The sequence below is a fragment of the Streptomyces sp. NPDC014734 genome (assembly GCF_043083325.1).
Lineage (GTDB): Bacteria > Actinomycetota > Actinomycetes > Streptomycetales > Streptomycetaceae > Streptomyces.
Window position 1 is genome coordinate 106,958 of record NZ_JBIBYN010000021.1, and the last position, 23,442, is coordinate 130,399.

Genomic DNA, 23,442 nt, shown 5'->3' on the forward strand with positions numbered 1-23,442 from the left:
CCCGCCCCATCGCCCCGAGGTCAGCCATGCCGCCGTTGCGCACCGCCCTGCTCCAGAGCTCCGGACGCCCCGGCCGGGTGGACGAGAACATCGAGGCGCTCGACGGGGCGGCCCGGCGTGCGGACGAGGCAGGGGCCCGGCTGCTGGTCTGCCCCGAGCTGTTCCTGACCGGGTACGCGATCGGCGCCGACGTGGCCCGGCTGGCCGAACCGGCCGACGGACCGTCCGCCGAGGCCGTCGCCGCGATCGCGGCACGGCACGGGCTCGCGATCCTGTACGGCTACCCGGAGCGCGCGGGCGAACGGATATTCAACGCCGCGCGGCTCGTCGGGCCGGACGGCGCGGAACTCGCCAACTACCGCAAGACCCACCTCTTCGGCGACTTCGAGCAGAAGTGGTTCACCCCGGGCGAGCAGCCCGTCGTCCGGGCCGAACTCGACGGCGTCCGGATCGGGATCCTGATCTGCTACGACGTCGAGTTCCCGGAGAACGTCCGCGCCCACGCCCTCGCCGGTACCGACCTGCTCCTGGTGCCCACCGCTCTGATGCACCCCTTCCCGTTCGTCGCCGAATCGCTCGTACCGGTGCGGGCCTTCGAGAACCAGATGTACGTGGCGTACACCAACCGGACCGGCCCGGAGGGCCCGTTCGAGTTCGTCGGACTGAGCTGCCTGGCCGGCCCCGACGGGGCCGTGCGCGCCCGCGCCGGACGGGGCGAGGAACTGATCGTCGGAGAGGTCGACCCCGCGCTCCTGAACACGTCCCGCGAGGCCAACCCCTATCTGCGCGACCGCCGCCCCGGCCTGTACGGCTCCCTCGCCTGAGCCCGTCCCCGCCCCCCGTTCCACCGCATTCGCCTTCGCGCAAGGAGTCCGTACCCCATGACGTCCACGGTGCCCAACGCCGTTCAGCACACCGACGCCGCCGAGCCGATCACCATGTTCGGACCGGACTTCCCCTACGCGTACGACGACTTCCTGGCGCACCCCGCGGGCATCGGGCAGATACCGGCCACCGGGCACGGCACCGAGGTCGCCGTCATCGGCGGCGGGCTCTCGGGCGTCGTCGCCGCCTACGAGCTGATGAAGATGGGCCTGCGCCCGGTGCTCTACGAGGCGGACCGGATCGGCGGCCGGCTGCGCACCGTCGGTTTCGAGGGCTGCGACCCCGGGCTGACGGCGGAGATGGGGGCGATGCGCTTCCCGCCCTCCTCCACCGCGCTCCAGCACTACATCGACCTGGTCGGCCTGGAGACCAGGCCGTTCCCGAACCCGCTCTCCCCGGCCACCCCGTCGACCGTCGTCGATCTCAAGGGCACCTCGCACTACGCGCGCACCATCGACGACCTCCCGCAGGTCTACCGCGACGTGATGGACGCCTGGAACCGCTGCCTGGAGGAGGACGCCGACTTCTCCGACATGAACCGCGCGATGCGCGAACGCGACGTCCCGCGCATCCGGGAGCTGTGGGCGAGGCTGGTCCGCAGGCTCGACAACCAGACCTTCTACGGCTTCCTCTGCGACTCCGACGCCTTCACGTCGTTCCGGCACCGGGAGATCTTCGGCCAGGTGGGGTTCGGCACCGGCGGCTGGGACACCGACTTCCCCAACTCCATCCTGGAGATCCTGCGCGTCGTCTACACCGAGGCGGACGACCACCACCGCTCCATCGTCGGCGGCAGCCAGCAACTGCCCCTGCGGCTCTGGGAACGCGAACCGCGGAAGATCGTCCACTGGCCGCTCGGCACCTCGCTGGCCTCGCTGCACGACGGCGAGCCGCGGCCCGCGGTGACCCGGCTGACCCGCACCGCCGGAAACCGGATCACCGTCACCGACGCCACCGGGGACATCCGCACCTACCCGGCCGCGATCTTCACCGGCCAGTCCTGGCTGCTCCTGTCGAAGATCGACTGCGACGACTCGCTCTTCCCGATCGACCACTGGACGGCGATGGAGCGCACCCACTACATGGAGTCGTCCAAGCTGTTCGTCCCCGTCGACCGGCCGTTCTGGCTGGACAGGGACGAGACGACCGGGCGGGACCGCATGTCGATGACGCTCACCGACCGGATGACCCGGGGAACCTACCTCCTGGACGACGGCCCCGACCGGCCCGCCGTCATCTGCCTCTCCTACACCTGGTGCGACGACAGCCTGAAGTGGCTGCCGCTCTCCCCGAACGAGCGCATGGACGTGATGCTGAAGTCGCTCGGCGAGATCTACCCGGACGTCGACATCAGGAAGCACGTCGTCGGCAACCCGGTGACGGTCTCGTGGGAGAACGAGCCGTACTTCATGGGGGCGTTCAAGGCCAACCTGCCGGGCCACTACCGCTACCAGCGGCGACTGTTCACCCACTTCATGCAGGACCGGCTGCCCGCCGACCGGCGCGGCATCTTCCTCGCCGGTGACGACATCTCCTGGACGGCCGGGTGGGCCGAGGGGGCCGTGCAGACCGCGCTCAACGCCGTATGGGGCGTGATGGCCCAGTTCGGCGGCGCCACCGACGCGACGAACCCCGGCCCCGGCGACGTCTTCGACGCCATCGCCCCGGTCGAACTCCCGGAGGACTGAGAGCCGTCCGGAACCGGGGCGCCGCACGCGGACGTCCCGGCCCGCCGCGCGCGGGCCGGGACATCGTCGCGTGTCAGGCGGGGCGGCAGACGGTGCGCTGGCGGCCCAGGCCGGAGATCTCGACCTCCATCACGTCGTCCGGACCCAGGTAGGGGAAGCGGCCGGACAGCGCCACGCCCTGCGGGGTGCCGGTGTTGATGATGTCGCCCGGCTCCAGGACCAGGTACTGCGACAGGTGGTGCACCAGGTGCGCCACGCTGAAGATCATGTCCGCGGTGCCGGAGTCCTGCCGCGGCTCCCCGTTGACGTAGCTGCGCAGCCGCAGTCGCTGCGGGTCGCCCACCTCGTCGGCCGTCACCAGCACCGGGCCCAGCGGGTTGAACGTGGCGCAGCTCTTGCCCTTGGACCACTGGCCGCCCGACTCCTCCAGCTGGAACGCCCGCTCGGAGACGTCGTTGCTGACGGCGTAGCCCGCGATGTGCCGGGCGGCGTCGGCGGGGGAGTCCAGGTAGGAGGTACGGCGGCCGATGACGACGGCCAGCTCCACCTCCCAGTCGGTCTTCTTCGAGCCGCGCGGGATCAGCACGTCGTCGTACGGGCCGACGACGGTGTTCGGCGACTTGTAGAAGAGGATCGGCTGCTCGGGCGGCTCGCTGCCGGACTCCGCCGCGTGCGCGGCGTAGTTCTGTCCGATGCAGAGCAGCGCGGAGGGCCGGGACACCGGGGCGCCGATCCGCTCACCGGTGATGTCGATCTCGGGGAGCGTGGGCTCGGCGGGGACCAGGTGCGGGTTGTCCGCGAGCGCGGCGAGGAACGCGCCGTCGATGTCGGCGGTGATGCCGGACAGGTCGTAGTGACGGCCTTCGGGGCAGACGAGGACCGGGCGCTCGTGGCCCGGTTCGCCGATGCGCATCAGTCGCATGGGAGGAACTCTCTCAAGGGGTAGGGGTGTGGGGGATCAGTGCAGGCGGGTGAGGGCGTCGACGGTGACGGCGTGCGCCGGCGGGCGGCCGGAGAGCAGCCGCAGCACCTCGTCCACGGCGCTCGCGCCGAGCCGTCGTCGGCACTCGACGCTGCCCGCCGCCTGGTGCGGGGTGAGCAGGACGTTCGGCAGGGAGCGCAGCGGGTGGCCGACGGGCAGCGGCTCGGCGTCGAAGACGTCGATCGCCGCGTCCAGCCTGCCCGACGACACCTCGGCGAGCAGGGCGTCCTCGTCGACCAGCCAGGACCTGGCGGTGTTCACCAGGCCCGCGCCGTCCGGCATCAGCGCCAGTTGCGGGGCGCCGATCATCCGGTGCGTCTCCTCGGTGACCGGGGCGTGCACCGCCACGATCCGGCTGCGCGACAGCAGCGTCCCCAGCGGGACCGGCTCCACGCCGAGGGCCTCGGCGTCCGCGTCGGAGAGGAACGGGTCGGTGACGCTCACCCGCGCCCCCATCGCCCGGACCAGGGCGATGTAGGCGCGGCCGGTGCGGGAGGCGCCGATCACGCCGATGTCGCTGCCGTGGATCTCGTGGCGCGCCGGGGCCTCGCTCGCCGCCTCCCACGTGGCCCCGCCGCGCAGCGCGTGGTCGAAGCGGTGCACGCGGTGCAGCAGGGCGAGGGTGAACGCGAGTGCCACCTCGGCGACCGGGCGGGCCATCTCGTCCCCGGCCTGGGTGACCGCGATGCCCCGCCGGAACACGTCCTCGGTGACGTAGGGGGCGACCGCCGAACCGGTGTGCGCCACCAGCTCCAGCCGGTCCGCCGCCTCCAGCAGCCCGGCGTCCACCTTCGGCGCCCCCCACGCGGTGATCAGCGCCCGGGCGCCCGGCAGCGCCGCGGCCACCGCGGCCCGGTCCCGGTGGTCGTCCAGGACCGTCGGTTCCGCGGCCCGTTCCAGCGCCCGCCACACCTCGTCGGAGAAGAACTCGGCCCGCAGGCCGGGGGGCACCGCGACGACCACCCGCGGGCGGTCGCCGCGGCCGTCGGCGGGAGCGTCGCGGGGGTCAGGACAGCCAGGCATCGAGGTGCTCCGCCACGAAGGCGTCGTCGGTCAGCCAAGGGTAGGCGGCGGCCACCCGGCTGATCTCCTCGGCCTGACCGGGGGACAGCGTCTCGGCCGGGTCCAGGCACCGGATGTTCGCCAGCAGGCCCTGCCGGTGCAGGACCTCGTGCACCCCGGCGATACAGCCGCGGAACGCGCCGCGCACGTCGAAGACGGCGCTGTTGGCGTCGGTCAGCTCGGAGCGGCGGGCCAGGCAGCGGACCATCGCCTCGTGGTCCCCGCCGCGCGCCCTGCGGACGTCGTCGAGGAGCGTCACGGCGGAACCGGTCCACACCGCCCACTGGCCGAGCAGCCCGCCCGCGAACCAGCGTCGCTCGCCCGTGGCCGTCTCGTAGGGGGTGAGCAGGTCGCCGATGATGTCGTCGTCGTTGCCGGTGTACAGCGCCACCTCACCGGCCCGGTCCGCGGCGGCGACCGCGCGCACCACGTCGGCGGTGCGGTAGCGGTCGAACGGGGCGATCTTCACCGCGGCCGTGTTCGGCAGGTCGGTGAAGGCCGACCAGAAGCCCGGCGAGAGGTACCGTCCGCCGACCGCCTCCTGGAGGTAGAAGCCGATCACCGGCAGTACCTCGCCGACCGCCCGGGCCCGGTCCAGCAGGCCCTTCTCGTCGGCGCCGGGCACGGCCGGGCTGAGCAGCACCGCGTCGTAGCCGAGTTCGGCCGCGGTCTCGGCCTCGGACACGGCCTGCGCCGTGTAGCCGCAGGCCCCGGCGACCTTGATGAACGGGCGGTCGGCCTCGGCGTCGATGGTCTCGGCGGCCAGTTCCAGGACCGGCCGGAACAGGCCTACCTCCGGTTCGCGTATCTCGAACTGGGTGGTGTGCACGGCGACCGCGACACCGCCCGCGCCCGAGGCGAGGTAGTAGCGGGTCAGCGCCCGCTGCCGGCGCTCGTCGAAGGAGCCGTCGGCGTGCAGGGCCAGCGGGTGGGCGGGGATCACGGCGCCGTGGGCGAGCGCGTCCAGGGCGGGGGTGGACCGGGTGGGGACGGACTGTGCGGGGGGAGTGGGGGACATGGGGTGGATCAGAACCTTCCGTCACGGACCTGGAACTTGGTGGGCTTGCCGGACAGCGGCAGCCCGCGGCGCAGCCAGTCGGCCTGCCACTCGACGAGGGTGCGCAGGGCGATGTCCGGGTAGCCGAACAGCGCGTGGCAGCGGCTCGCGTCGGAGAGCAGCGCGGTCGGCGCCTCCTCGCCGTCGAGGACCGGCTCCTTGCCGAACTCCTCGCCGAACCACTGGGCGATCCGGCGCACGGAGGCGGTCTCCGGGCCGGTGAGGTTGAGGGTGAACGCCTCGCCGTCGGTGGCGTGCAGCAGCGAGCGCAGCGCGACCTCGTTGGCGTACCCCTGCCACACCACGTTGGCGTGACCGGTCGTCACGTCGACGGGCTCGCCCGCCCGCACCCGGTAGGCGATGTCGGCGAGCACGCCGTAGCGCAGGTCGACGGCGTAGTTGAGGCGGATGTTGGCGACCTTGGTGCCCCGGGTCAGTGCCGCGTGGGCGAAGATCCGCTCACGGCCCAGGCACGACATGGCGTACTCGCCGACCGGGCCGACCGGGTCGGACTCGGTGCAGCCGCCGGAGGAGACCGGCACCAGCGGGTAGACGTTGCCGGTGGAGAACGCGGCGATCCGCGCGTCGGACCAGCGGCGCGCCACCCGGTCCGGCATGGCGGCGTTCACGGCCCAGGCGTGCGAGGGGGCCCCGGCGGAACCGAACTTGGCGCCGACCATGAAGACGACGTTCCCGGCGTCGGGCAGTTCGGCCAGGTCGGCGGCGGGGTCCATCAGGTCGAAGGCGACGGTGGAGACCCCGGCGGCCTCCAGTTCGTCGGCGGCCGACCTGTCCGACCAGCGGGAGACCGCGTACACGGTCACGTCGGTGCGGCCCGCGGCGTCCAGCGCGCGGCGGGCCAGCTTGCACAGGCTGGGGCCCATCTTGCCGCCGGCGCCGAGCACCAGCAGATCGCCTTCGAGGCGGCCCAGGTCGGCGACGAGGGCGGGGGAGGGGGTGGCGAGCCGCTCTTCGAGAGCGGCCTCATCGGTGAACATCGTCGTTATCCCTTGATTCCGGACGCGGTGACGCCCTCGGTGAAGTAGCGCTGGCCCACCATGTACGCGGCGAAGATGGGCACGAACGCGATGACGGAGCCGGAGAGCACCACATTGAGCGGCACGTTCTGCTGCTGGAGCGAGGCGATGCCGACGGTGAGGGTGCGCATGTCGGTGGACTGGCCGATGACCAGCGGCCACAGGAAGTCGTTCCAGTGCCACAGGAAGACGAACACGCCGAGCGTGGCGAGGATCGGCTTGAGCAGCGGCAGCACGATCCGGTAGAAGATCTGCCACTCGTTGCATCCGTCGAGCCGGGCCGCCTCGAAGAGTTCGTCCGGCAGCCCCTGGATGAACTGGCGCATCAGGAAGACCGCCTGGGCGTTGGCCAGGGTCGGCAGGATCAGGCCCCAGTAGGTGTCCACGCCGCCCAGCTTCGCGATCATCGCGAAGGTCGGGATCATCGTGACGTGGTACGGGACCATCACCATCGACAGGAACGACCAGAACATCGTGTCCCGGCCCGGGAAGCGCTTCTTGGCGAAGGCGTACCCGGCGAGCGAGGCGAGGAGCAGCACGCCGACGACCGAGACGACCGAGTAGATCAGGGTGTTGACCAGCCAGCGCGGCACGTCCTGGGCGTTCATGACGGTGTCGTACGCCTCGCCGGTCACCGGCCACGGCAGCAGGCTGCCGGGGAACTCGACGGCCGCGGACGGCTTCAGCGAGAGCACGACCATCGCATAGAACGGGAAGATCGTGACGATCGCGGCCACGGTCAGCAGGACGGCGCGGCCGATCCGGCCGGCCCGGGTGGGCCGCATGCCGTACGGGACGGTGTCCTGCTCCGAGAGCTTGCGCAGTCGGCGCTCGGCGCGGCGGGCGGCCCGGTCGGACGTCGCGGGGGCGGGGTCGGCGACCGCGGGCGGGGTCTCGGTCTGGGTGGGTGCTGCGGTCATGGTCACTGGTCCTTCCCGATCACGAGCCGCTGGATCACCGCGACCACCACGGTCAGCGCGAACAGCGCGACGCCGATGGCGGAGGCGTAACCCAGGTCGAAGTACTTGAAGCCCGCGTCGTAGAGCTGGAAGACGAGCGTGTAGCTGGCGTTGGCGGGGCCGCCGCCGGTCATCGTGTAGATCGCGTCGAAGACCTGGAACGAGGCGGTCGTCTCGATCACGGCGAGGAAGAACAGGGCGGGCTTGAGCTGGGGCAGCACGATGTGCCGGAACCGCTGCCAGGGCCCGGCGCCGTCGGTGAGCGCCGCCTCCTCCAGCTCCCGCGGGATGTCCTGCATCCGGGCCAGCAGGATGAGCATCCCGTAGCCGAACCGGGACCAGACGCCGACGATCGCGAGCGCGGGCAGCACCAGCACGTCGTCGGAGAGCCAGGAGCCCTCGGACATCCCGAACCAGCCCATCAGCGTGGACCAGGGGCCGCCGGTCGAGAAGATCCAGACGAAGACGGTGGCGGCCAGCACCAGCGAGGTGACGACCGGGAGGAAGAACACCGAGCGGAAGAACTTGGCGCCGCGGAACGCGCGGCGGGTGATGAGGGCAAGGGACACCGACGCGATCAGCGTGCCCGGCACGGCGAGCACGGTGTACAGGACGGTGACCTTCAGCGCCTGCCAGAACAGCGGGTCGTCCCACAGGCGGGTGAAGTTGTCCAGCCCGATGAAGCTGCCGCCGCCGGTCAGGGAGTAGTCGGTGAAGCTCATCAGCACACCGGCGATGCCCGGACCGAACCGGAAGGCGAGGAAGAGCAGGAAGCACGGGAGGACGAACAGCAGGCCGATCCGGGCCTCGCGGCGCGCCTGCGGCCCGCTGCGACGGCCCCGGCGGGTGGGTTCCGCGACGACTGCCACGGGGATCTCCTTGCGGTACGGGGAAAGGGGCGGGGGCGGGGAGAACGCCCCGGAGGGAGAGGGGTGGGGGGGCGGGGGCGGGGGGGGGCGGGGCCCGGCCCCGCACCGGTATCAGCGGCCGAGCATCGCCTGGGCGGCCTTCTGCGCGGCGTCCAGGGCCTCCTTCGGGCTCTTCTTGCCCAGCAGCGCGGCCTGGATCTCGGGCGCCAGCACGCCCTGGACCTCACGGGCCTTGTCCTGGAGCGGGCCCACGGTCATGGACGGCAGCGTGGCGCCGACGGCCGTCTGCTGCGCGTCACCGGGGTACAGGTCGCCGCCGGACTCGCGGGCCGGGAAGTAGCCCGCCTCCTTCTGCAGTCCTGCCGCGTTCTTCGACTCGGCGACGAAGTTCAGCCAGTCGCCGGTGTTCTTCTTGTCGGCGCCCTTCAGCATCGACAGGGCGCCGACGGTGCCGTAACCGACCGACTTGACGTCCTTCAGCGGGGGCTGGACGACGATGTTCTCCTTGCCCCAGAACGGCTCGACGTCGGCCGGGGTGTTCTGCCAGGTGCAGGCGATCTTGCCCTTGGCGGTCGGGGTCTGCTCCAGCTTCGGCGTGGTGGTGACCAGGTCCTTGTCGGTGTAGCCGCCGTCGACGAACTTCTTCAGGTACGTCAGCGCCTTGACGCCCGCCTCGTCGTTGAAGGTGACCGTCTTGCCGTCCTCGGAGAAGACGTCCCCGCCGGCCTGCCACAGCAGCGGGTAGAAGGTCATGTTCAGGGTCTGCTGGGTGTCGCCGTAGTAGCTGAGGGCCTGGTAGCCCTTCTCCTTCAGCCTCGGCGCCAGCGCCTCCAGGTCCGCCCAGCTCGTCGGGTAGTTCTTCTCACCGATCGCGGCGAACACCCGCTTGTCGCAGATCAGCGGGTTGGCGCTGGTCAGGACGGGGGTGCCGAGGGCCTTGCCGTCGACCGTGACGGACTTCAGCGCGAAGTCCGTGTAGTCCGACTTGGCGTCGGCGGGCATGTACTCGTCGGCCGGGATGATGCTCTTGGCGTACTTCGGCAGCTGGTCGGGGATCAGGTAGACCGCGTCCGGGCCCTTGCCGGAGGCGATCGCCGTGGCCAGCGCGGTGTCGCGGTTGGCCCAGGGGAAGGTCTCCACCTTCACCTTGACGCCGGAGTGCTCCTTCTCGAACGCCTTGACCAGGCCGTTCCAGTACGCCTTGTTCTTGGCCTCGTCGAAGATGACGGGGTAGGTCCACATGGTGACGGTGTTGCCGTCGCCGTCGCTGGAACAGCCGGCCAGCACACCGGCGGCGAGCACGGTGGCCACGACCGGGGCGGTGACGGCGCGGACTCTGGAACGGCGGGTGAGGAGACGGGACATGAGGTGGTCCTCCGAGGACGTGAGGGTGGGGTGGGAAGAGGGCCTGATCCCAGTGGCAGGCCTTCGGGGGGTCACCGGGCGGGCACCGTCTGGACGGTTCCGGTGTGACGGGCGCGTTCGGCGGCGAAAGCCGCCAGGTGGCTGCCGAGCGAGGTGGCGGGGCCGGAGCGCACCGCTCCGGGGTTCCCGTCGGCGACGGCCGTGACGAACGCCTCGACCAGCGCGGCGTCCCCGCCGCCGTGTCCGTCGGCGGCGTTCGATCCGGACGCGCCGAGTTCGTGGACGGTGGACTCGCCGGTCCGGAAGTCCTGCACGGTGACGCGCTCGCCGTCACCGATCAGCCAGCCGTGCGAGCCGAAGATCCGGGTCTGACGGTGCGTCTGCTCGGTGAACGCCACCATCTGGAAGGTGGCGGTCACCCCGTCCGTCAGCTGCATCGCCAGGACCTGGTGGTCGACCACGTCGTTGTCGCCGCGGTACGCGCAGACGCCGTAGGGCCCCTCGCGCAGCGCCTGCACGAGACCGGCCTCGTCGGTCGCCTCGGTGACGTGGGTGACCGGCCAGACCGCGCCCTTCTCGCGCAGCGTCGGCATGTACAGCTTCAGCGCGCTGTACGGGCAGTCGGACTCGACCGCACAGTCGAGGCACCGTTCGGCGGACCCGGCCGGGGCGTTCTCCGGCCGGAAGTGCTTGAGCCCGCCGAAACTGCTGACCCGTTCGATCCGGCCGCCCATGACGTAGGTGATCCAGTCCAGGTCGTGGCAGGACTTGGCGAGCAGCATCGGGGAGGAGTCCTTCTCGCTGCGCCACGGACCGCGTACGTAGCTGTGGGCGTAGTGCCACCAGCCGACCGGTTCCAGATGGTCGAGGGAGACCAGCTGCCCGAGCACGCCGGAGTCCACGACCTCCTTCACCAGGTCGGTGTACGGGGTGTACCGCATGACGTGGCACACCGCGAACAGGACCCCGGCCCGCTCCACGCCCTCGACGATCCGCCGGGTCTCCTCCTCGGTCGGGGCGAGGGGCTTCTCGGCGAGGATCGCGTAGCCGGCCTCGGCCAGGGCCAGTACCGGTTCCACGTGGAAGCGGTCCTGGGTGGCGACGACGACGGCGTCGGCGATCCGGTTCTCGACGAGCGGGCGCCAGTCGTCGAACTCGACGGGGGCGCCGGCGGCCGCCCGTGCCGCGGGGCGCGGATCGGCGACGGCGACGAGTTCGGCGCGCTCGGGGTGCGCCTTGATCCACTCGGCGTACGTCAGACCGCGGTTGCCGGCGCCGACGAGTGCGACCCGGACGGGCCGGCCGGTGATCGGGGTATGCGTGGACACGGGGAATCCCTGGTGCTCGTGGTGGTCAGATGCGCAGTGTGGCCGCGGTGTGGGCGACGCGGTCGCCCTCGTCCGGCAGTGCGGTGCGCTCGGTGCCGTCCTCGACGCAGCCGGTGTGCAGCAGGTGGCTGCCGGTGCCGGTGAACGCCGCGGGCCGCAGTTCGAGCCGGCCGCCGGTGAAGGTGGAGCCGGTGGCGCGGTAGCGGTTGGGGCCCTCGGTGACCAGCAGGTGGGCGGTGCCCTTGGGCGCTGTCGAGTCGAGGCCGGAGAGCTGCCAGTCGACGGTCCGTCCGGTACCGGTGCGGGACAGCAGGGCGCCGTCCTTGTTGGTGCCGTTCAGCCGCGTGCCGTCGACGCGCAGCCGCTGGTCCTTCGCCGAGGCCAGCTTCAGTCCGGTGTCGCGGAGTTCGCCGCCCAGGACGGTGATGTCGGTGTGGGCGAGCGATACCGGGGCGGTGTCCTTGGAACCCGTCAGGGTGCACTGGTCCAGGACGAGCGGTCCGGTGCCGTTGAACACCGCGCCGTCGACGCCCTTCAGGGTGGAGCGCTGGAGGGTGAGCGGGGCGGTGACGTTGGCCTGGGTGATCTCCGCGCCGGCCGCGAACGCGAACGAGGAGTCGGCGATCACGTTCGGGCGGGCGGACAGGTCCGAGGCCCGGGAGACGATCAGCGGGCCGGTGGCGGTGCAGCCGCGCATCTGGACGCCGTCGGCGTTGACCCAGAGCATTCCGGAGCCGGCGAGGGACTTCTTGCCGATGACCAGGACGTCCTCCAGCGTCAGATCGGTGATCTTGACGCGGGCCACGAACCAGGAGCAGGCGTGCCGTCGTACGGTGATCCGCTTGGCCCTGCCGCCCCAGGCTGCGCCGGAGTTGGCGAAGGTCATCAGGCCGGAGTTGCCGGTGTAGACGAGGTCGTGCTCGAACTGGCCGTGCGTGACGAAGGGGCCCTCGTCGTCACCGTCGCCGTGGCAGTTGGTGACGTAGCAGTACGCGGAGGCGGTGAAGTCGTTGAGGTGACGGGCGTTGGAGGTGTGACAGTCCTCGACGTGCCCGTACAGGCAGTAGATCTGCTGGGTGAGGTAGCCCGCGCCGCCGTAGGTGACCGACTTCGGGTTGGTCAGCGAGCACTGCTCGGTGCGGTAGTACGTGCACCAGCGGCGCATCACGACCGGCCAGAAGGTGCCGATGGCCTCGATCCCGGAGACGTCGCAGCGGACCGCGTACTCGTAGGAGACCGGGTGCGAGCCGGACATCTCGTCGTCGCCCCAGCCCTCGAAGACCATGTTGCGCACGTGGGCGCGGTCGACGGGTTCGATCCGGGTCCAGGTGAGCTTGCGGCCGGCGGCCAGGTCCCAGCCGATCTGGTAGTTGACCCGGATGTGCGTCGCGTCGACGACGTCGGTGACCTGGACGAGGCGCTGGATCTCCTTCTCGTACTGCCCCGCCAGGGCGTTGATCTCGACGGCCCACCACTGGCCGACGGCGAACTTCGAGGAGTCGCCCACCTCGAACAGGTCCGAGAGGTCCGGCATCGCCGCACCCAGGGTGTGCTGGACCACCGTGTCGGTGACGGTGCCGCGGAAGGAGAGGACGGCGCCGAAGGGGTTGTCGTGGGTGTTCTTCTCGATGCCTTCGGTGCGTATGCGGTGGCCGCCGAAGTCGAGTTCGATGTGGGAGCGGTTCCAGAGGTGGCGTTTGGTGAACAGGAGGTCGGTGTGGGCCTCGATGCGGTGGACGGCCGGGTCGCCGATCATGGCGTCGAGGGCGGCGTCGGCGGGCTTCTTGTCGTCGAAGTGGCCGAAGGAGCGGAAGTCGAGGGTGCCGGTGTGGAGCTGGTGCCAGCGTCCCTTGCCGGGGTTCCTGCCCTCGGGGGCCAGGACGGTGCCGCCGTTGTGGGCGGTGGCGGACTTCTTGTCCCAGCGCACGGCCATGCCGCCGCCGTCGCCGGGGGTGTGGTACCCGGCGATCAGGACCTGGGTGCCGTCGTCGAACGGCTTGGTGTTCAGCGCGCGCAGCGCGGCGACCGTGTCGACCCGCAGGACGTCGCCCGTGTGCGACGGCGCGGCCTGCGCGCTGCCGGCCGCCACGGCCGTGGAGGCCACGACCAGACCGGCCAGACCCGACGCCCGCAGCAGAGCACGACGGGACGACGGGGACGAGGACGCTGAAGTGGGGTGGTGCGGAACGCTCATGCGGACTTCGCCTTCCGAGAAGTGCCGGGAATGAGAAAGCGTTCCTGCGTGGACTGCCGAGAGGCGGATGGCTGAAAAGGGTCGGCCCTTGGATGTTCGCGACGCGATGGGCAGGCGTCGGAAGCGGGCCGGAGAAGGGGTGAATCGCTGGTGACCTGGAGATGTCACTGCGGTTGGCAGGGAACCTACGGTGGGTTGTGCCGATCGGTCAAGACCTGAATCCGCCGGGATTCGCCGTTTCGGACTCGGATGTCCCGTCCTCCGCGTCGTCGACCCAGCCCAGCGAGAGGCTGATCCGCCGGGCCGCGTCCCGCACCTGTCCGCCCAGCTCCTGGTAGCGCCAGGCCGGCAGCCCGAGCTTGAGGCCGGTGATGGAGATGGCTCCGGCGCACACCGAACGGTCGTCGAAGACCGGGGCGCCGATGCAGAGGATGCCCTCCGCGTCCTCCTCGTCGTCCAGGGCGTAGCCGACCCGGGCGATGTCGCGCAGGTGCGACAGGAAGGTGGCGGGGTCGGTGATCGTCCGGGAGGTGCGCCGGGGCAGCCCGAACCGCTCGATCACCGAGGCGGCCTCGCTCTGCGGCACCGCGGACAGCAGCGCCTTGCCCAGGCCCGTGCAGTGCGGCAGCTCGCGCTGGCCCATGCGCAGGTCGAGGCGGACCCGCTGGTCGAGTTCGACCTGGTCCACGACGACGGCGTGGCCGTCCTCGGGGATGGCGAGCCGGGAGGCCATGCCGGTGTTCCGGGTCAGTTCGCTCAGGACCGGACGGGCCACCCCGCGCAGCGAGACCTGGGAGCGGGCCCGGTCGCCGAGCCGGGCCAGGCTCATGCCGAGCCGGTAGCGGCGGTTCATGCCCTCGCCGTCGTCCGAGACCAGGCCGTAGGCGCGCAGGGTCTGGAGCATGCCGAAGGCCGCGCTCTTGGAGATGGAGCAGGCCTGGCCGACCTCCGTGACGCTCAGGCCGTTGCCCTGCGTGGGGGTGGCGAGTGCTTCGAGGATGTCCGCTGCCCTGGCCACGCTCTTGACCCAGTACTTCGGTTCTTCTGCGGCAGAGCTGTTCGTCATAGCAGAACAGCCTAGTGCCTGGGTGGAGGCCCCGGGACGACTTCTCCACGAAGAAGGCCGGGAAAGTGCCCTGCTGTGTCCGAAAGGGGGTTGACCGGCCCTGGTGGCGCACGTAATATCCAGGCACTGTTCTGCTCTACAGAACAGTGTTCGGAAAAAGCGAAAGCATCACCCACGCACCACGGAAACACCCTCTTCCTGCGGCGACTGCCGGGCGGATGGCGCCAGGGACTCACGGGCCGGGCAGGGCCCGCGAAAACCGACGACTCTCGACGCAAGGAGCAAGCGATATGAGTTCAGGCCCGGTTGGCAACGAATCCGGAGCCCGACTCGCCGAACGCGCCCGCCAGGTCGTACCCGGCGGCGTGAACAGCGGTCAGCGCAGCGTTCCCGGACTGACCGACCTCGTCGTCACCGGCACCGACGGCGCACGGTTCCGCACCGCCGACGGACGCGAGTACACCGACTTCCACTCGGCGTTCGGCCCGCCGCTGCTCGGCCACAACGACCCGGACGTGGCCCGCGCCACCGCCGAGGCCGGCACCACCCTCGGCCACATGGGCGTGGGCGTCACCGAGGGCGAGGTCCTCCTCGCCGAACAGCTCACCGAGCTGATCCCGTCGATCGAGAAGGTGCTGCTCACCAGCACCGGCAGCGAGGCCACGTTCCACGCGCTGCGCGTCTCCCGCGCCGCCACCGGCCGCCGCCTGGTCGTCAAGTTCCAGGGCTGCTACCACGGCTGGCACGACTCCGTCAGCCTCAACGTCATCTCCGCCCCGGACAAGGTCGGCGGCCACGACCCGATCTCCACCGGCATCCTGCCCGAGGTCCTCGAAGCCACCCTCGTCCTGCCGTTCAACGACAGCGAGGCGGTCCGCCGCACCTTCGCCGAGCACGGCTCGGACATCGCCGCCGTCATCGTCGAACCCGTCCCGCACAACGTCGGCGCACTCCTGCCGTACCAGGAGTTCCTCACCACACTGCGCGAGGAGACCACGAAGGCCGGCAGCGTCCTGATCTTCGACGAGGTCATCACCGGCTTCCGCCACGACATCGGCGGCTGGCAGAAGATCTCCGGCGTCACGCCCGACCTCACCACCCTCGGCAAGGCCATCGCCAACGGCGCCCCCGTCGGCGCGATCGGCGGCCGCGCCGACCTGATGGACCTCTTCTCCACCCGCCCCGGCGCCCCCGCCTTCTTCGCCGGCACGTACAACGGCCACCCGTCCGTCGTCGCCGCCGCCCTCGCCACCCTGCGCAAGCTCCGCGAGGAGCCCGTCCACGAGCACGTCTTCCGGCTCGGCGAGCGCGTCCGCACCGAGCTGACCGGACTGTACGAGCGCCTGGGCGTCCCGGCCGTCGTCACCGGCTACGGCTCGGTCTTCGTCAGCTACTTCATGTCCGGCGAGGCCCCCCGCACCTACGCGGACCTGCTGAACAACGACGCCTCGCTGTTCGTCGGCTACCGCCGCAAGCTCCTGGAGCACGGCCTGTTCGAACTGCCGCTCAACCTCAAGCGCAGCCACATCAGCTACGCCCACACCGACGCCGACGTCGACCGCCTCATCGAGGGCACCGAGGCCGCCGTCACGGCGGTCCTCGCCGACGGCGGCGCCCGCGACCTGGAGAACACCTCGACCATGGGCGGAGCGACCCGCTGATGCTCACCGTCAACAGCAGCCGCCCGGCCGGCCCCGCCGGACGCATCAGCCGCGTCGAGACCCTGATGCTCGGCACCTCCTGGCGCGACTTCGGCTACGTCCGCGTCCACACCGACGAGGGCCTCACCGGCATCGGCGAGATCACCCACCCCTACCGGGTCCGCGAGGTCTGCGCCCTCACCGAGGCGATCGCCCAGCGCCACCTCATCGGCGCCGACCCCTTCGACATCGAGGAGCTGTGGCTCCGCGTCTACCAGGGCGACTTCCTGCGCGGCGGCGACATGGGCGGCATCGCCCTGTCCGGCCTCGACCAGGCGATGTACGACCTGATGGGCAAGGCGCTCGGCGTCCCCGCCTACCGCCTGACCGGCGGCGCCTGCCGGGACCGCGTCCGGGTCTACGCCAACGGCTGGTACACCGGCGAGCGCGAGCCCGAGACCTTCGCAGCCAAGGCGAAGGAGACCGTGGCCAAGGGCTTCACCGCCCTCAAGTTCGACCCCTTCGGCCCCGGTCTGCACGAGCTGGAACGCGCCGAACTGCGCCGCTCCGTCGACCTGGTCGCCGCCGTCCGCGAGGCCATCGGACCGGACGTCGACCTCTTCATCGAGGGCCACGCCCGGTTCGCCATGCCGACCGCCGCCCGCCTGGTGCGCGAGCTGGAACCCTTCGACATCGGCTGGTTCGAGGAGCCGATGCCCTGGACCCACATCGAACGCTACGCGGAGCTGCGCCAGCGCGCCGCGTTCCCGATCTCCGGCGGCGAGCACTTCCACAACCGCTACGAGTACAAGCAGCTGTTCGCCACGAACGCGGTCGACATCATCCAGCCCGACCTCTCCATGGCAGGCGGCCTGACCGAGGTCCGCAAGCTTGCCGCGATCGCGGACAGCCACGGCATGCTGGTGGCCCCGCACAACTCCAACTCGCCGCTCTGCACCACCGTCTCGGTGCACGCCACGCTCGGAATCCCCAACTTCAAGATCCTGGAGACCTTCGACGGGCTCCTGGAGGACTACGTCTTCGACGCGCTCAAGGGCACCCTCCCCGTCGTCGACGGCCACATCGGCCTGCCGACCGCCCCCGGGCTCGGTGTCGAACTCGTCGACGAGGTCTTCGAGGAGCACCCGCCCAGCCACCGCTTCTGGAACATGTTCGCGGACGGCTGGGAGAAGCGGAACCGGACATGATCGTCGACGTCCACTCGCACCTCTTCCGGCACAGCCACGACTTCACCGACCCGTTCAGGTCCGACTCCGCCCGCGCCCACGCGGGCGAGGTCGACCTGACGGTGAAGTGGGAGGAGTACGCCGCCACCGCCCCCGAGGGCACCCGCACGATCGTCGTCGGGGGCAAGGCGCGGCGCAGCGGGCTCTGGGTCGACGACGCGGCCGTGGCCTCGTACGTCGGGGAGCACCCCGACCGGCTCATCGGCTACCTCTCGCTCGACCCCACCCAGCCCGGCTGGCAGGACGAACTGCGGTACGGCCACCAGGAACTCGGGCTGCGCGGCATCAAGCTGATGCCGATGTACGCGGGCTTCGACCCGGCGGCCGAGGAGTACGACGAGCTGTACGGCTACGCCGAGCGGCACGGGCTGCCGCTCCTGGTGCACACCGGCACGACCTTCGTGTCGACGGCGCCCCTGGAATGGGCGATGCCCCGGCACCTGGACGCGGTCGCCATCCGGCACCCGGAACTCCGCATGGTCCTGGCCCACCTCGGCCACCCCTTCGAGGGCGAGTGCATCGCGGTCATCCGCAAGCACCCGCACGTCTACGCGGACATCAGCGCCCTGCACTACCGGCCCTTCCAGCTCTGGCACAGCCTCCGGCTGGTCCAGGACTACGGGGTGTTCGACAAGCTGATGTTCGGCAGCGACTACCCGTTCACGACGGTCGACGACTCGGTGAAGGGACTGCGGGAGATCGCCCGCATCCCCGGCATCCCCGGGCTGCCGCCGCTCGACGTGGACAAGGTGGAGGAGATCATCCACCGGCCGTCGCTGGACCTGCTGGGCCTGAACGGCTGACAGCCCGGCCGTTCCCCGAACCTGCCGGCGCGGTACCCGGACAACCCCCCTGTCCGAGGGACGCCGCGCCGGCAGCCGGGCCGCCGCGCGCCCACCCCCTGTGTCCCCGCGCGGCGGCCCACTCCTCTCCGTACCTCTCCGCCTGGAGGAACCCCGCCATGACCGCAGCCGTCCCGTCCCGCCCCGTCGACCGCTTCGACCTGACCGGGCGCACCGCCCTGGTCACCGGTGCCGCGCGGGGCCTCGGCCGGTCCTTCGCCGTCGGGCTCGCCGAGGCGGGCGCCGACCTGGTCCTCGTCGACCTGCCCGGCGCGGCCGGGATCGAGGAGACCGCGGCCGCCGTGCGGGCGCTCGGCCGGGGCGCGCGGGTGTACGGGCGCGACCTCGCGGACATCGACGCGCTGCCCGGCTTCGTCGACGCCGTGCGCGCCGAGGCCGGACCGCTGCACATCCTCGTCAACAACGCGGGCACGGCGGCGCTGGAACGCTTCAACGAGATCACGCCCGCGAGCTGGTCGCACATCATGCGGGTCAACGTCGACGCCGTGTTCTTCCTCAGCCGGCACGTCGCCGAACACATGATCGCGGACTCCGTCCCCGGCCGGATCATCACCATCACCTCGAAGAACGCCCTGGTGGCGGAGGCGGGCCTGGCCCACTACAACGCCTCCAAGGCCGCCGCCCAGCTCCTCACCGAGACCCTGGCCGTCGAGCTGGCCCCGCACGGCATCACCGCCAACACCCTCGCCCCCGGCATGGTGGAGACCCCCATCGACGGCGAGTTCCCCTTCGACCGGGAGGCGTTCGAAACCGCCTACCGCGAGCGCATCCCGCTCGGCCGTTACGCGCGGCCCGAGGAGTGCGTGGGCGCGCTGCTGCTCCTCGCCTCGGACGCCGGGGCGTACCTGACCGGGGCGCGGATCGTCGTCGACGGGGGAGTCCTCGCCGACCAGATGCCCCGCATGCGCTTCATGCCGCCGTACCGCAACACGGTCTGACGCCGACCGGCAGGCCCCGGTGCGCCGCGCACCGGCACCTGGTCCGGGGGGCCGTGTTCCGTGTACCCGCACCGTCCGCACCACGTTCCGACCGCGACCGGCCGGCGGTCGGTCCTCACCGAGCAGGCCATCGAGCACGTATCGACACCGCGAGGAGCACCTCCGTCATGTCCGTTCCCGCATCGCCCCCGGTCCCTTCCTCCCCCTCGTCCCCGTCGTCCCGTCGTGCTCTGCTGCGGGCGTCGGGTCTGGCCGGTCTGGTCGTGGCCTCCACGGCCGTGGCGGCCGGCAGCGCGCAGGCCGCGCCGTCGCACACGGGCGACGTCCTGCGGGTCGACACGGTCGCCGCGCTGCGCGCGCTGAACACCAAGCCGTTCGACGACGGCACCCAGGTCCTGATCGCCGGGTACCACACCCCCGGCGACGGCGGCGGCATGGCCGTGCGCTGGGACAAGAAGTCCGCCACCGCCCACAACGGCGGCACCGTCCTGGCCCCCGAGGGCAAGAACCCCGGCAAGGGACGCTGGCACCAGCTCCACACCGGCACCCTCGACTTCCGCTCCTTCGGCCACTTCGACGACAAGAAGCCCGCCGACGCCGCCCTCGACGCCATGATCGGCGACCCGGCCGTCCACCGCATCGAGGCCCACACCGACCTCCTGTTCACCAAACGCCACCTCTGGAACCGCTCCCACATCGAACTCGACTTCGGCGGCCACCGCATACGCACCGAAGGCATCGAGAAGAACACCCACGACAACCCCTTCGGCGCCGTCCTCTCCTTCCGCGGCACCGTCACCGACACGGTGGTCCGGCACGCGCTCTCCGGCAAGGTCATCGAACTCACCGACACCTTCCCGGTCCCCGACGCCAAGGCGTTCTCCGTCGGGCAGTGGTGGGCCGTCCAGGTCGCCCCGGTCGTGGGCGGCGGACGCGACGAACGCGAGCTGCAGAAGCTCGTCGAGATCACCGAGATCGTCGACGCGACGCATATCCGGATCAGCTACCTCAACGGCTGGGAACTCGCGGCGGGACGCGAACTCACCTGGACCCGGATCGAGCCGGTGCGCGACACGCACATCCGCAACCTGGTCTTCGAGGGCGCCGGGCCCGACGAGTACACCGGGTCCCACCCGGTCAGCTTCGAGTACGCCGTCGGCTGCGACGTCTCCGGGATCCACGCCACCGGCACGTTCTGGCCGGTCATCATGCGACGCTGGTGCACCCGGTTCCGCACCGAGGACTGCTCGCTGAAGAACCCGCCCACCGTCGAGTACGGCGGCGCGGGCTACCTCACCCAGCAGATCTACTGTCTCTACGGGCGGGTCGCCGACTGCACCACCAGTAACGTGCGCCACCTCAACGACCTCACCGCCTCCGCGTACTGCACGGTCGTCAACTGCCACGGCGACGGGGACGACGCCGGCGGCAACCCCTTCACCACCCACGGCCAGTACGAGCACGACCTGCTCTTCGACGGCAACTCGGGTCTGATGGACATCGCCAACTCCGGTGCCCAGTGGGGGATATCGGCGAAGCGGATCACCGTGCGCAGACACGTCTGCTCCTGGTTCACCGCCAACACCAAGATCACCGACCTGACGCTTGAGGACATCACCGTCATCGCGCGCCCCACCTTCGACCAGGCCGGCACCCTCACCGTCAACGCCGACGGCGCCCAGGTCCGCGGCTGCACCGCGAAGACCTTCGCCGTCGCCCAGCGCTCCGCCCGCTCCACCCGGCCGACGACCATCAGCGACTGCTCGTTCGCACCGCCCGCCGACGCCGTCCTGATCCAGACCCCCGTCACCGCACCCGTCCATTTCGTGCGCTGCACCTTCGAGGGTGTCGACGGCGCGGTCCTGCGCGGGGCGGGACCGGTCCACTTCACCGACTGCACCGTCATCGGGGCCGAGAACGCCGCCCCGATGTCGGTCGGCTCGGCGGACCTGAGGATCGACGGCGGCCGCTACGACAACACCGGCATCGAACTGAGCGCCGTGCGCGACCAGCGGATCACCGTCACCGGCGGCACCCGCCTCACCGGCGGGAACAAGGCCAAGGCGCTGCTCGGCCGCGCGGCCGGACCCGGCAAGGTGACCTGGGACATCAGCGCGCTCAGCAGCGCCGCCTTCGGACAGGACATCGCCCATGTGCGCATCACCGAGGGCACCAACCACTACGCGGCGACCGGCAGCCGCTTCACCGGCGGCACCCTCCACCTCGCCCCGGACGCACTGGACTCGACCCTGTACACCTCGTGCGTCGAGGAGGGCACGAGACGTGTCGCGATGCCCGGCAACGGCGACACGGCCCGCACGGACGGGAACCTGATCCTGTGACCGCCGTCGTCCGCACCGCCACCCCGGCCGACGACCCGGCGCTGGCCGAGCTGTGGCGGACCTGCTTCGACGCCCCGCAGATCACCGGTCTGCACGCCCTCGACCCGGACCGCCACCGGCACACCTTCGTCGCGCAGGACGGCCCGGACGGCCGGATCGACGCCGTCGTCGTCTACGTCCCGAGGCTGATCCGCGACGCGCACGGCACCCCGCGGCGGGTCGGCGGCATCGGCAGCGTCGCCACCCGTCCCGAGGCCCGGGGCCAGGGGCTGGTGCGACGGCTGCTGGTGGCGGCCGAACGCGTCATGACGGCCGAGGGATGCGCCTGGTCCCTGCTGTTCACCGGCACCCCCGGCGTCTACCGGGGCTCGGGATGGCAGGAGTTCGACAGCACGTGCGTCGAGGGGACGCTCGTCCCGCCGACGGCCGGCGGGGACTTCCCGGTCCGCGCCGCCACGGCCGGGGACGCCGCGGAGCTGGCCGCCCTGCACCACGCGTACAACGCGAACCGGCCGCTCAGTTCGTTGCGCGACCCGGAGGACTGGGCGGTGCGGGTGCCCGCCTGGTACGGCCCCCTCGAACGGTCGTCGCTCGTCGCGGAGGACCCCCGCACGGGGGCGCTCGTCGGCTGGGTCGTGGCCCAGCACGAGGGGGAGCGTGTGGAGGTCCGCGAATGCGCGGGCGCGTCCGCGTCCCTGGGCGCGCTGTTCGCCGCGGTCGGGGCACGGGGCCGGGACGCGGGACTCGGCCGGGCCCGGGTCCGGCTCCCCGACACCCCGCAGATCCGGTCGGCGCTGCCGGCCCTGCTGACGGACGCCCGGGAGGTGACGGAGCGGGTGGGCATGGCGCGCCCGCTGCTCGCGGCCCCGGAGACCGTCCGGGCCGTGGTCACCGCGCCCGGCGCGATCCACTGGTACGGCGACTGCTTCTGAACCCCCGGTCCGGCGCCCCGGGAACGAGCGGCGGGGGGGGGGGGGGGGGGGGGGGGGGGGGGGGGGGGCGCGCCGCCCCCCCCCCCCCCCCCCCCCCCCCGGCGAGTTCACACCGAGAGCCCCGCCCGGGCGGAACACCCGGGCGAACACCAGGCCGCCGTGCTCAGCCCTCCGCCGCGGTCAGCGGCACCGGCGCCGCCCCGCGGTCCGCCCCGCCCGTGCCGTCGCCGTCCTCCTCGGCCCAGAGCGACCTGACGTGGGACATGTGCGTCAGCATCCGCTGCTCGGCACCCCTCACATCACCCGCGATCATGAGATCGAGCAGTTGGACGTGCTCCTCCGCCGAGGCGGTCAACTGCCCCGATTCGGAAAGCCGGTTGAGTCCGAAGAGGCGCGAGCGCTTGCGCAGGTTGCCGACCTCCTCCACCAGTCTGCGGTTGCCCGCCAGGGCGAGCAGTTCGAGATGGAAGCGGCGGTCCGCCTCCAGGTAGCCGAGGATGTCGTGCTCGGCGGCGGCGGCCACGATCGCCTCGGCGAGCGGGCGCAACGCCTTCAGCTCCTCGGTCCGGCCCATCCTGGTGATCCGGCCGACGGTGGGCACCTCGATCATGGCACGCAGCTCGGTGAAGTCGTCGAGGTCCTGTTCGGTCAACTCCGTTATCCGGAAGCCCTTGTTGCGGACCGCCTCGACGAGGCCCTCCCGGGCCAGATCGAGCATGGCCTCGCGGACCGGGGTGGCGGACACACCGAACTGGGCGGCGAGCGTCGGCGCGGAGTAGATCATCCCCGGGCGGAGGTCACCGGCGATCAGGGCCGCCCGGAGTGCGTTCGCCACCCGGTCGCGCAAGTGCTCCTGCGCCGAGATGGCGTTGAGCGTCGTCAGGCGGGCCATATGTCTTCCTCCAGCGCCGTACGGTCCCTCAGAATACAATGTCACGTTTCCATCGGGGCCCGTCGTTCCCGACCGCCCGCCCGACCGCCCGACCGG

General features: G+C 71.5%; 19 protein-coding genes. 8 read left to right on the top strand and 11 right to left on the bottom strand.

Going from position 1 to position 23,442, the window contains the following annotated elements; all coding sequences use genetic code 11:
* The first annotated feature begins 26 nt into the window (after window positions 1–26).
* Both ACF1CT_RS28560 and ACF1CT_RS28565 read left to right on the top strand, forming a co-directional pair.
* Window positions 27–824 (top strand): carbon-nitrogen hydrolase family protein, encoded by a 798-nt coding sequence (locus ACF1CT_RS28560; protein ID WP_391786848.1) that lies wholly within the window; start codon window positions 27–29, stop codon window positions 822–824.
* Between the two features lie 57 nt (window positions 825–881).
* Window positions 882–2,573, top strand: a complete 1,692-nt coding sequence (locus ACF1CT_RS28565; protein WP_391786849.1) for a flavin monoamine oxidase family protein — start codon at window positions 882–884, stop codon at window positions 2,571–2,573.
* 73 nt (window positions 2,574–2,646) lie between these two features.
* Here the strand turns inward: ACF1CT_RS28565 and ACF1CT_RS28570 are convergent, their stop codons facing one another.
* From ACF1CT_RS28570 to ACF1CT_RS28615, 10 genes are all read right to left on the bottom strand, one after another.
* Window positions 2,647–3,495 carry a fumarylacetoacetate hydrolase family protein gene (locus ACF1CT_RS28570; protein WP_391786850.1) on the bottom strand — a complete coding sequence of 283 codons (849 nt, stop codon included), beginning with the start codon at window positions 3,493–3,495 and terminating at the stop codon, window positions 2,647–2,649.
* A gap of 36 nt (window positions 3,496–3,531) precedes the next feature.
* Window positions 3,532–4,578 (bottom strand): hydroxyacid dehydrogenase, encoded by a 1,047-nt coding sequence (locus ACF1CT_RS28575; protein ID WP_391786851.1) that lies wholly within the window; start codon window positions 4,576–4,578, stop codon window positions 3,532–3,534.
* On the bottom strand, window positions 4,562–5,635 hold the full coding sequence (locus tag ACF1CT_RS28580; protein ID WP_391786852.1) for a dihydrodipicolinate synthase family protein: 1,074 nt from the start codon (window positions 5,633–5,635) through the stop codon (window positions 4,562–4,564). The genes ACF1CT_RS28575 and ACF1CT_RS28580 overlap by 17 nt, the downstream gene beginning before the upstream one ends.
* A gap of 8 nt (window positions 5,636–5,643) precedes the next feature.
* On the bottom strand, window positions 5,644–6,672 hold the full coding sequence (locus tag ACF1CT_RS28585; protein ID WP_391786853.1) for an NAD-dependent epimerase/dehydratase family protein: 1,029 nt from the start codon (window positions 6,670–6,672) through the stop codon (window positions 5,644–5,646).
* A gap of 5 nt (window positions 6,673–6,677) precedes the next feature.
* On the bottom strand, window positions 6,678–7,496 hold the full coding sequence (locus ACF1CT_RS28590; RefSeq protein WP_391786887.1) for a carbohydrate ABC transporter permease: 819 nt from the start codon (window positions 7,494–7,496) through the stop codon (window positions 6,678–6,680).
* Between the two features lie 137 nt (window positions 7,497–7,633).
* A complete protein-coding gene (locus ACF1CT_RS28595) occupies window positions 7,634–8,539 on the bottom strand; it encodes a carbohydrate ABC transporter permease (protein ID WP_391786854.1) in 906 nt (301 codons plus the stop codon).
* Window positions 8,540–8,650: 111 nt separating this feature from the next.
* Entirely contained in the window at window positions 8,651–9,904 is a 1,254-nt protein-coding gene (locus ACF1CT_RS28600; RefSeq protein WP_391786855.1) for an ABC transporter substrate-binding protein, read from the bottom strand.
* Between the two features lie 71 nt (window positions 9,905–9,975).
* Entirely contained in the window at window positions 9,976–11,232 is a 1,257-nt protein-coding gene (locus ACF1CT_RS28605; RefSeq protein ID WP_391786856.1) for a Gfo/Idh/MocA family protein, read from the bottom strand.
* Window positions 11,233–11,257: 25 nt separating this feature from the next.
* Entirely contained in the window at window positions 11,258–13,426 is a 2,169-nt protein-coding gene (locus tag ACF1CT_RS28610) for a peptidase C14 (RefSeq protein WP_391786857.1), read from the bottom strand.
* Window positions 13,427–13,634: 208 nt separating this feature from the next.
* Window positions 13,635–14,492, bottom strand: a complete 858-nt coding sequence (locus tag ACF1CT_RS28615) for an IclR family transcriptional regulator (protein ID WP_391786858.1) — start codon at window positions 14,490–14,492, stop codon at window positions 13,635–13,637.
* Window positions 14,493–14,782: 290 nt separating this feature from the next.
* Between ACF1CT_RS28615 and ACF1CT_RS28620 the strand changes: the two genes are divergently transcribed.
* The 6 genes from ACF1CT_RS28620 (at window position 14,783) to ACF1CT_RS28645 (ending at window position 22,454) form a co-directional block, all read left to right on the top strand.
* Window positions 14,783–16,153: an aspartate aminotransferase family protein gene (locus tag ACF1CT_RS28620; protein ID WP_391786859.1), complete on the top strand. Its 1,371-nt coding sequence runs from the start codon at window positions 14,783–14,785 to the stop codon at window positions 16,151–16,153.
* Complete coding sequence (locus ACF1CT_RS28625) at window positions 16,153–17,340, top strand: mandelate racemase/muconate lactonizing enzyme family protein (protein ID WP_391786860.1); 1,188 nt, start codon at window positions 16,153–16,155, stop codon at window positions 17,338–17,340. Before ACF1CT_RS28620 ends, ACF1CT_RS28625 begins: the two co-directional genes overlap by 1 nt.
* A complete protein-coding gene (locus tag ACF1CT_RS28630; protein WP_391786861.1) occupies window positions 17,337–18,182 on the top strand; it encodes an amidohydrolase family protein in 846 nt (281 codons plus the stop codon). Before ACF1CT_RS28625 ends, ACF1CT_RS28630 begins: the two co-directional genes overlap by 4 nt.
* A gap of 158 nt (window positions 18,183–18,340) precedes the next feature.
* Window positions 18,341–19,180 carry an SDR family NAD(P)-dependent oxidoreductase gene (locus ACF1CT_RS28635; protein ID WP_391786862.1) on the top strand — a complete coding sequence of 280 codons (840 nt, stop codon included), beginning with the start codon at window positions 18,341–18,343 and terminating at the stop codon, window positions 19,178–19,180.
* Between the two features lie 167 nt (window positions 19,181–19,347).
* On the top strand, window positions 19,348–21,522 hold the full coding sequence (locus tag ACF1CT_RS28640) for a peptidase C14 (protein ID WP_391786863.1): 2,175 nt from the start codon (window positions 19,348–19,350) through the stop codon (window positions 21,520–21,522).
* Window positions 21,519–22,454: a GNAT family N-acetyltransferase gene (locus ACF1CT_RS28645; protein WP_391786864.1), complete on the top strand. Its 936-nt coding sequence runs from the start codon at window positions 21,519–21,521 to the stop codon at window positions 22,452–22,454. The genes ACF1CT_RS28640 and ACF1CT_RS28645 overlap by 4 nt, the downstream gene beginning before the upstream one ends.
* Before the next feature lie 163 nt (window positions 22,455–22,617).
* Here ACF1CT_RS28645 and ACF1CT_RS28650 read toward each other — a convergent pair whose 3' ends face one another.
* A complete protein-coding gene (locus ACF1CT_RS28650; RefSeq protein ID WP_391786865.1) occupies window positions 22,618–23,346 on the bottom strand; it encodes a GntR family transcriptional regulator in 729 nt (242 codons plus the stop codon).
* Window positions 23,347–23,442 lie beyond the last annotated feature (96 nt).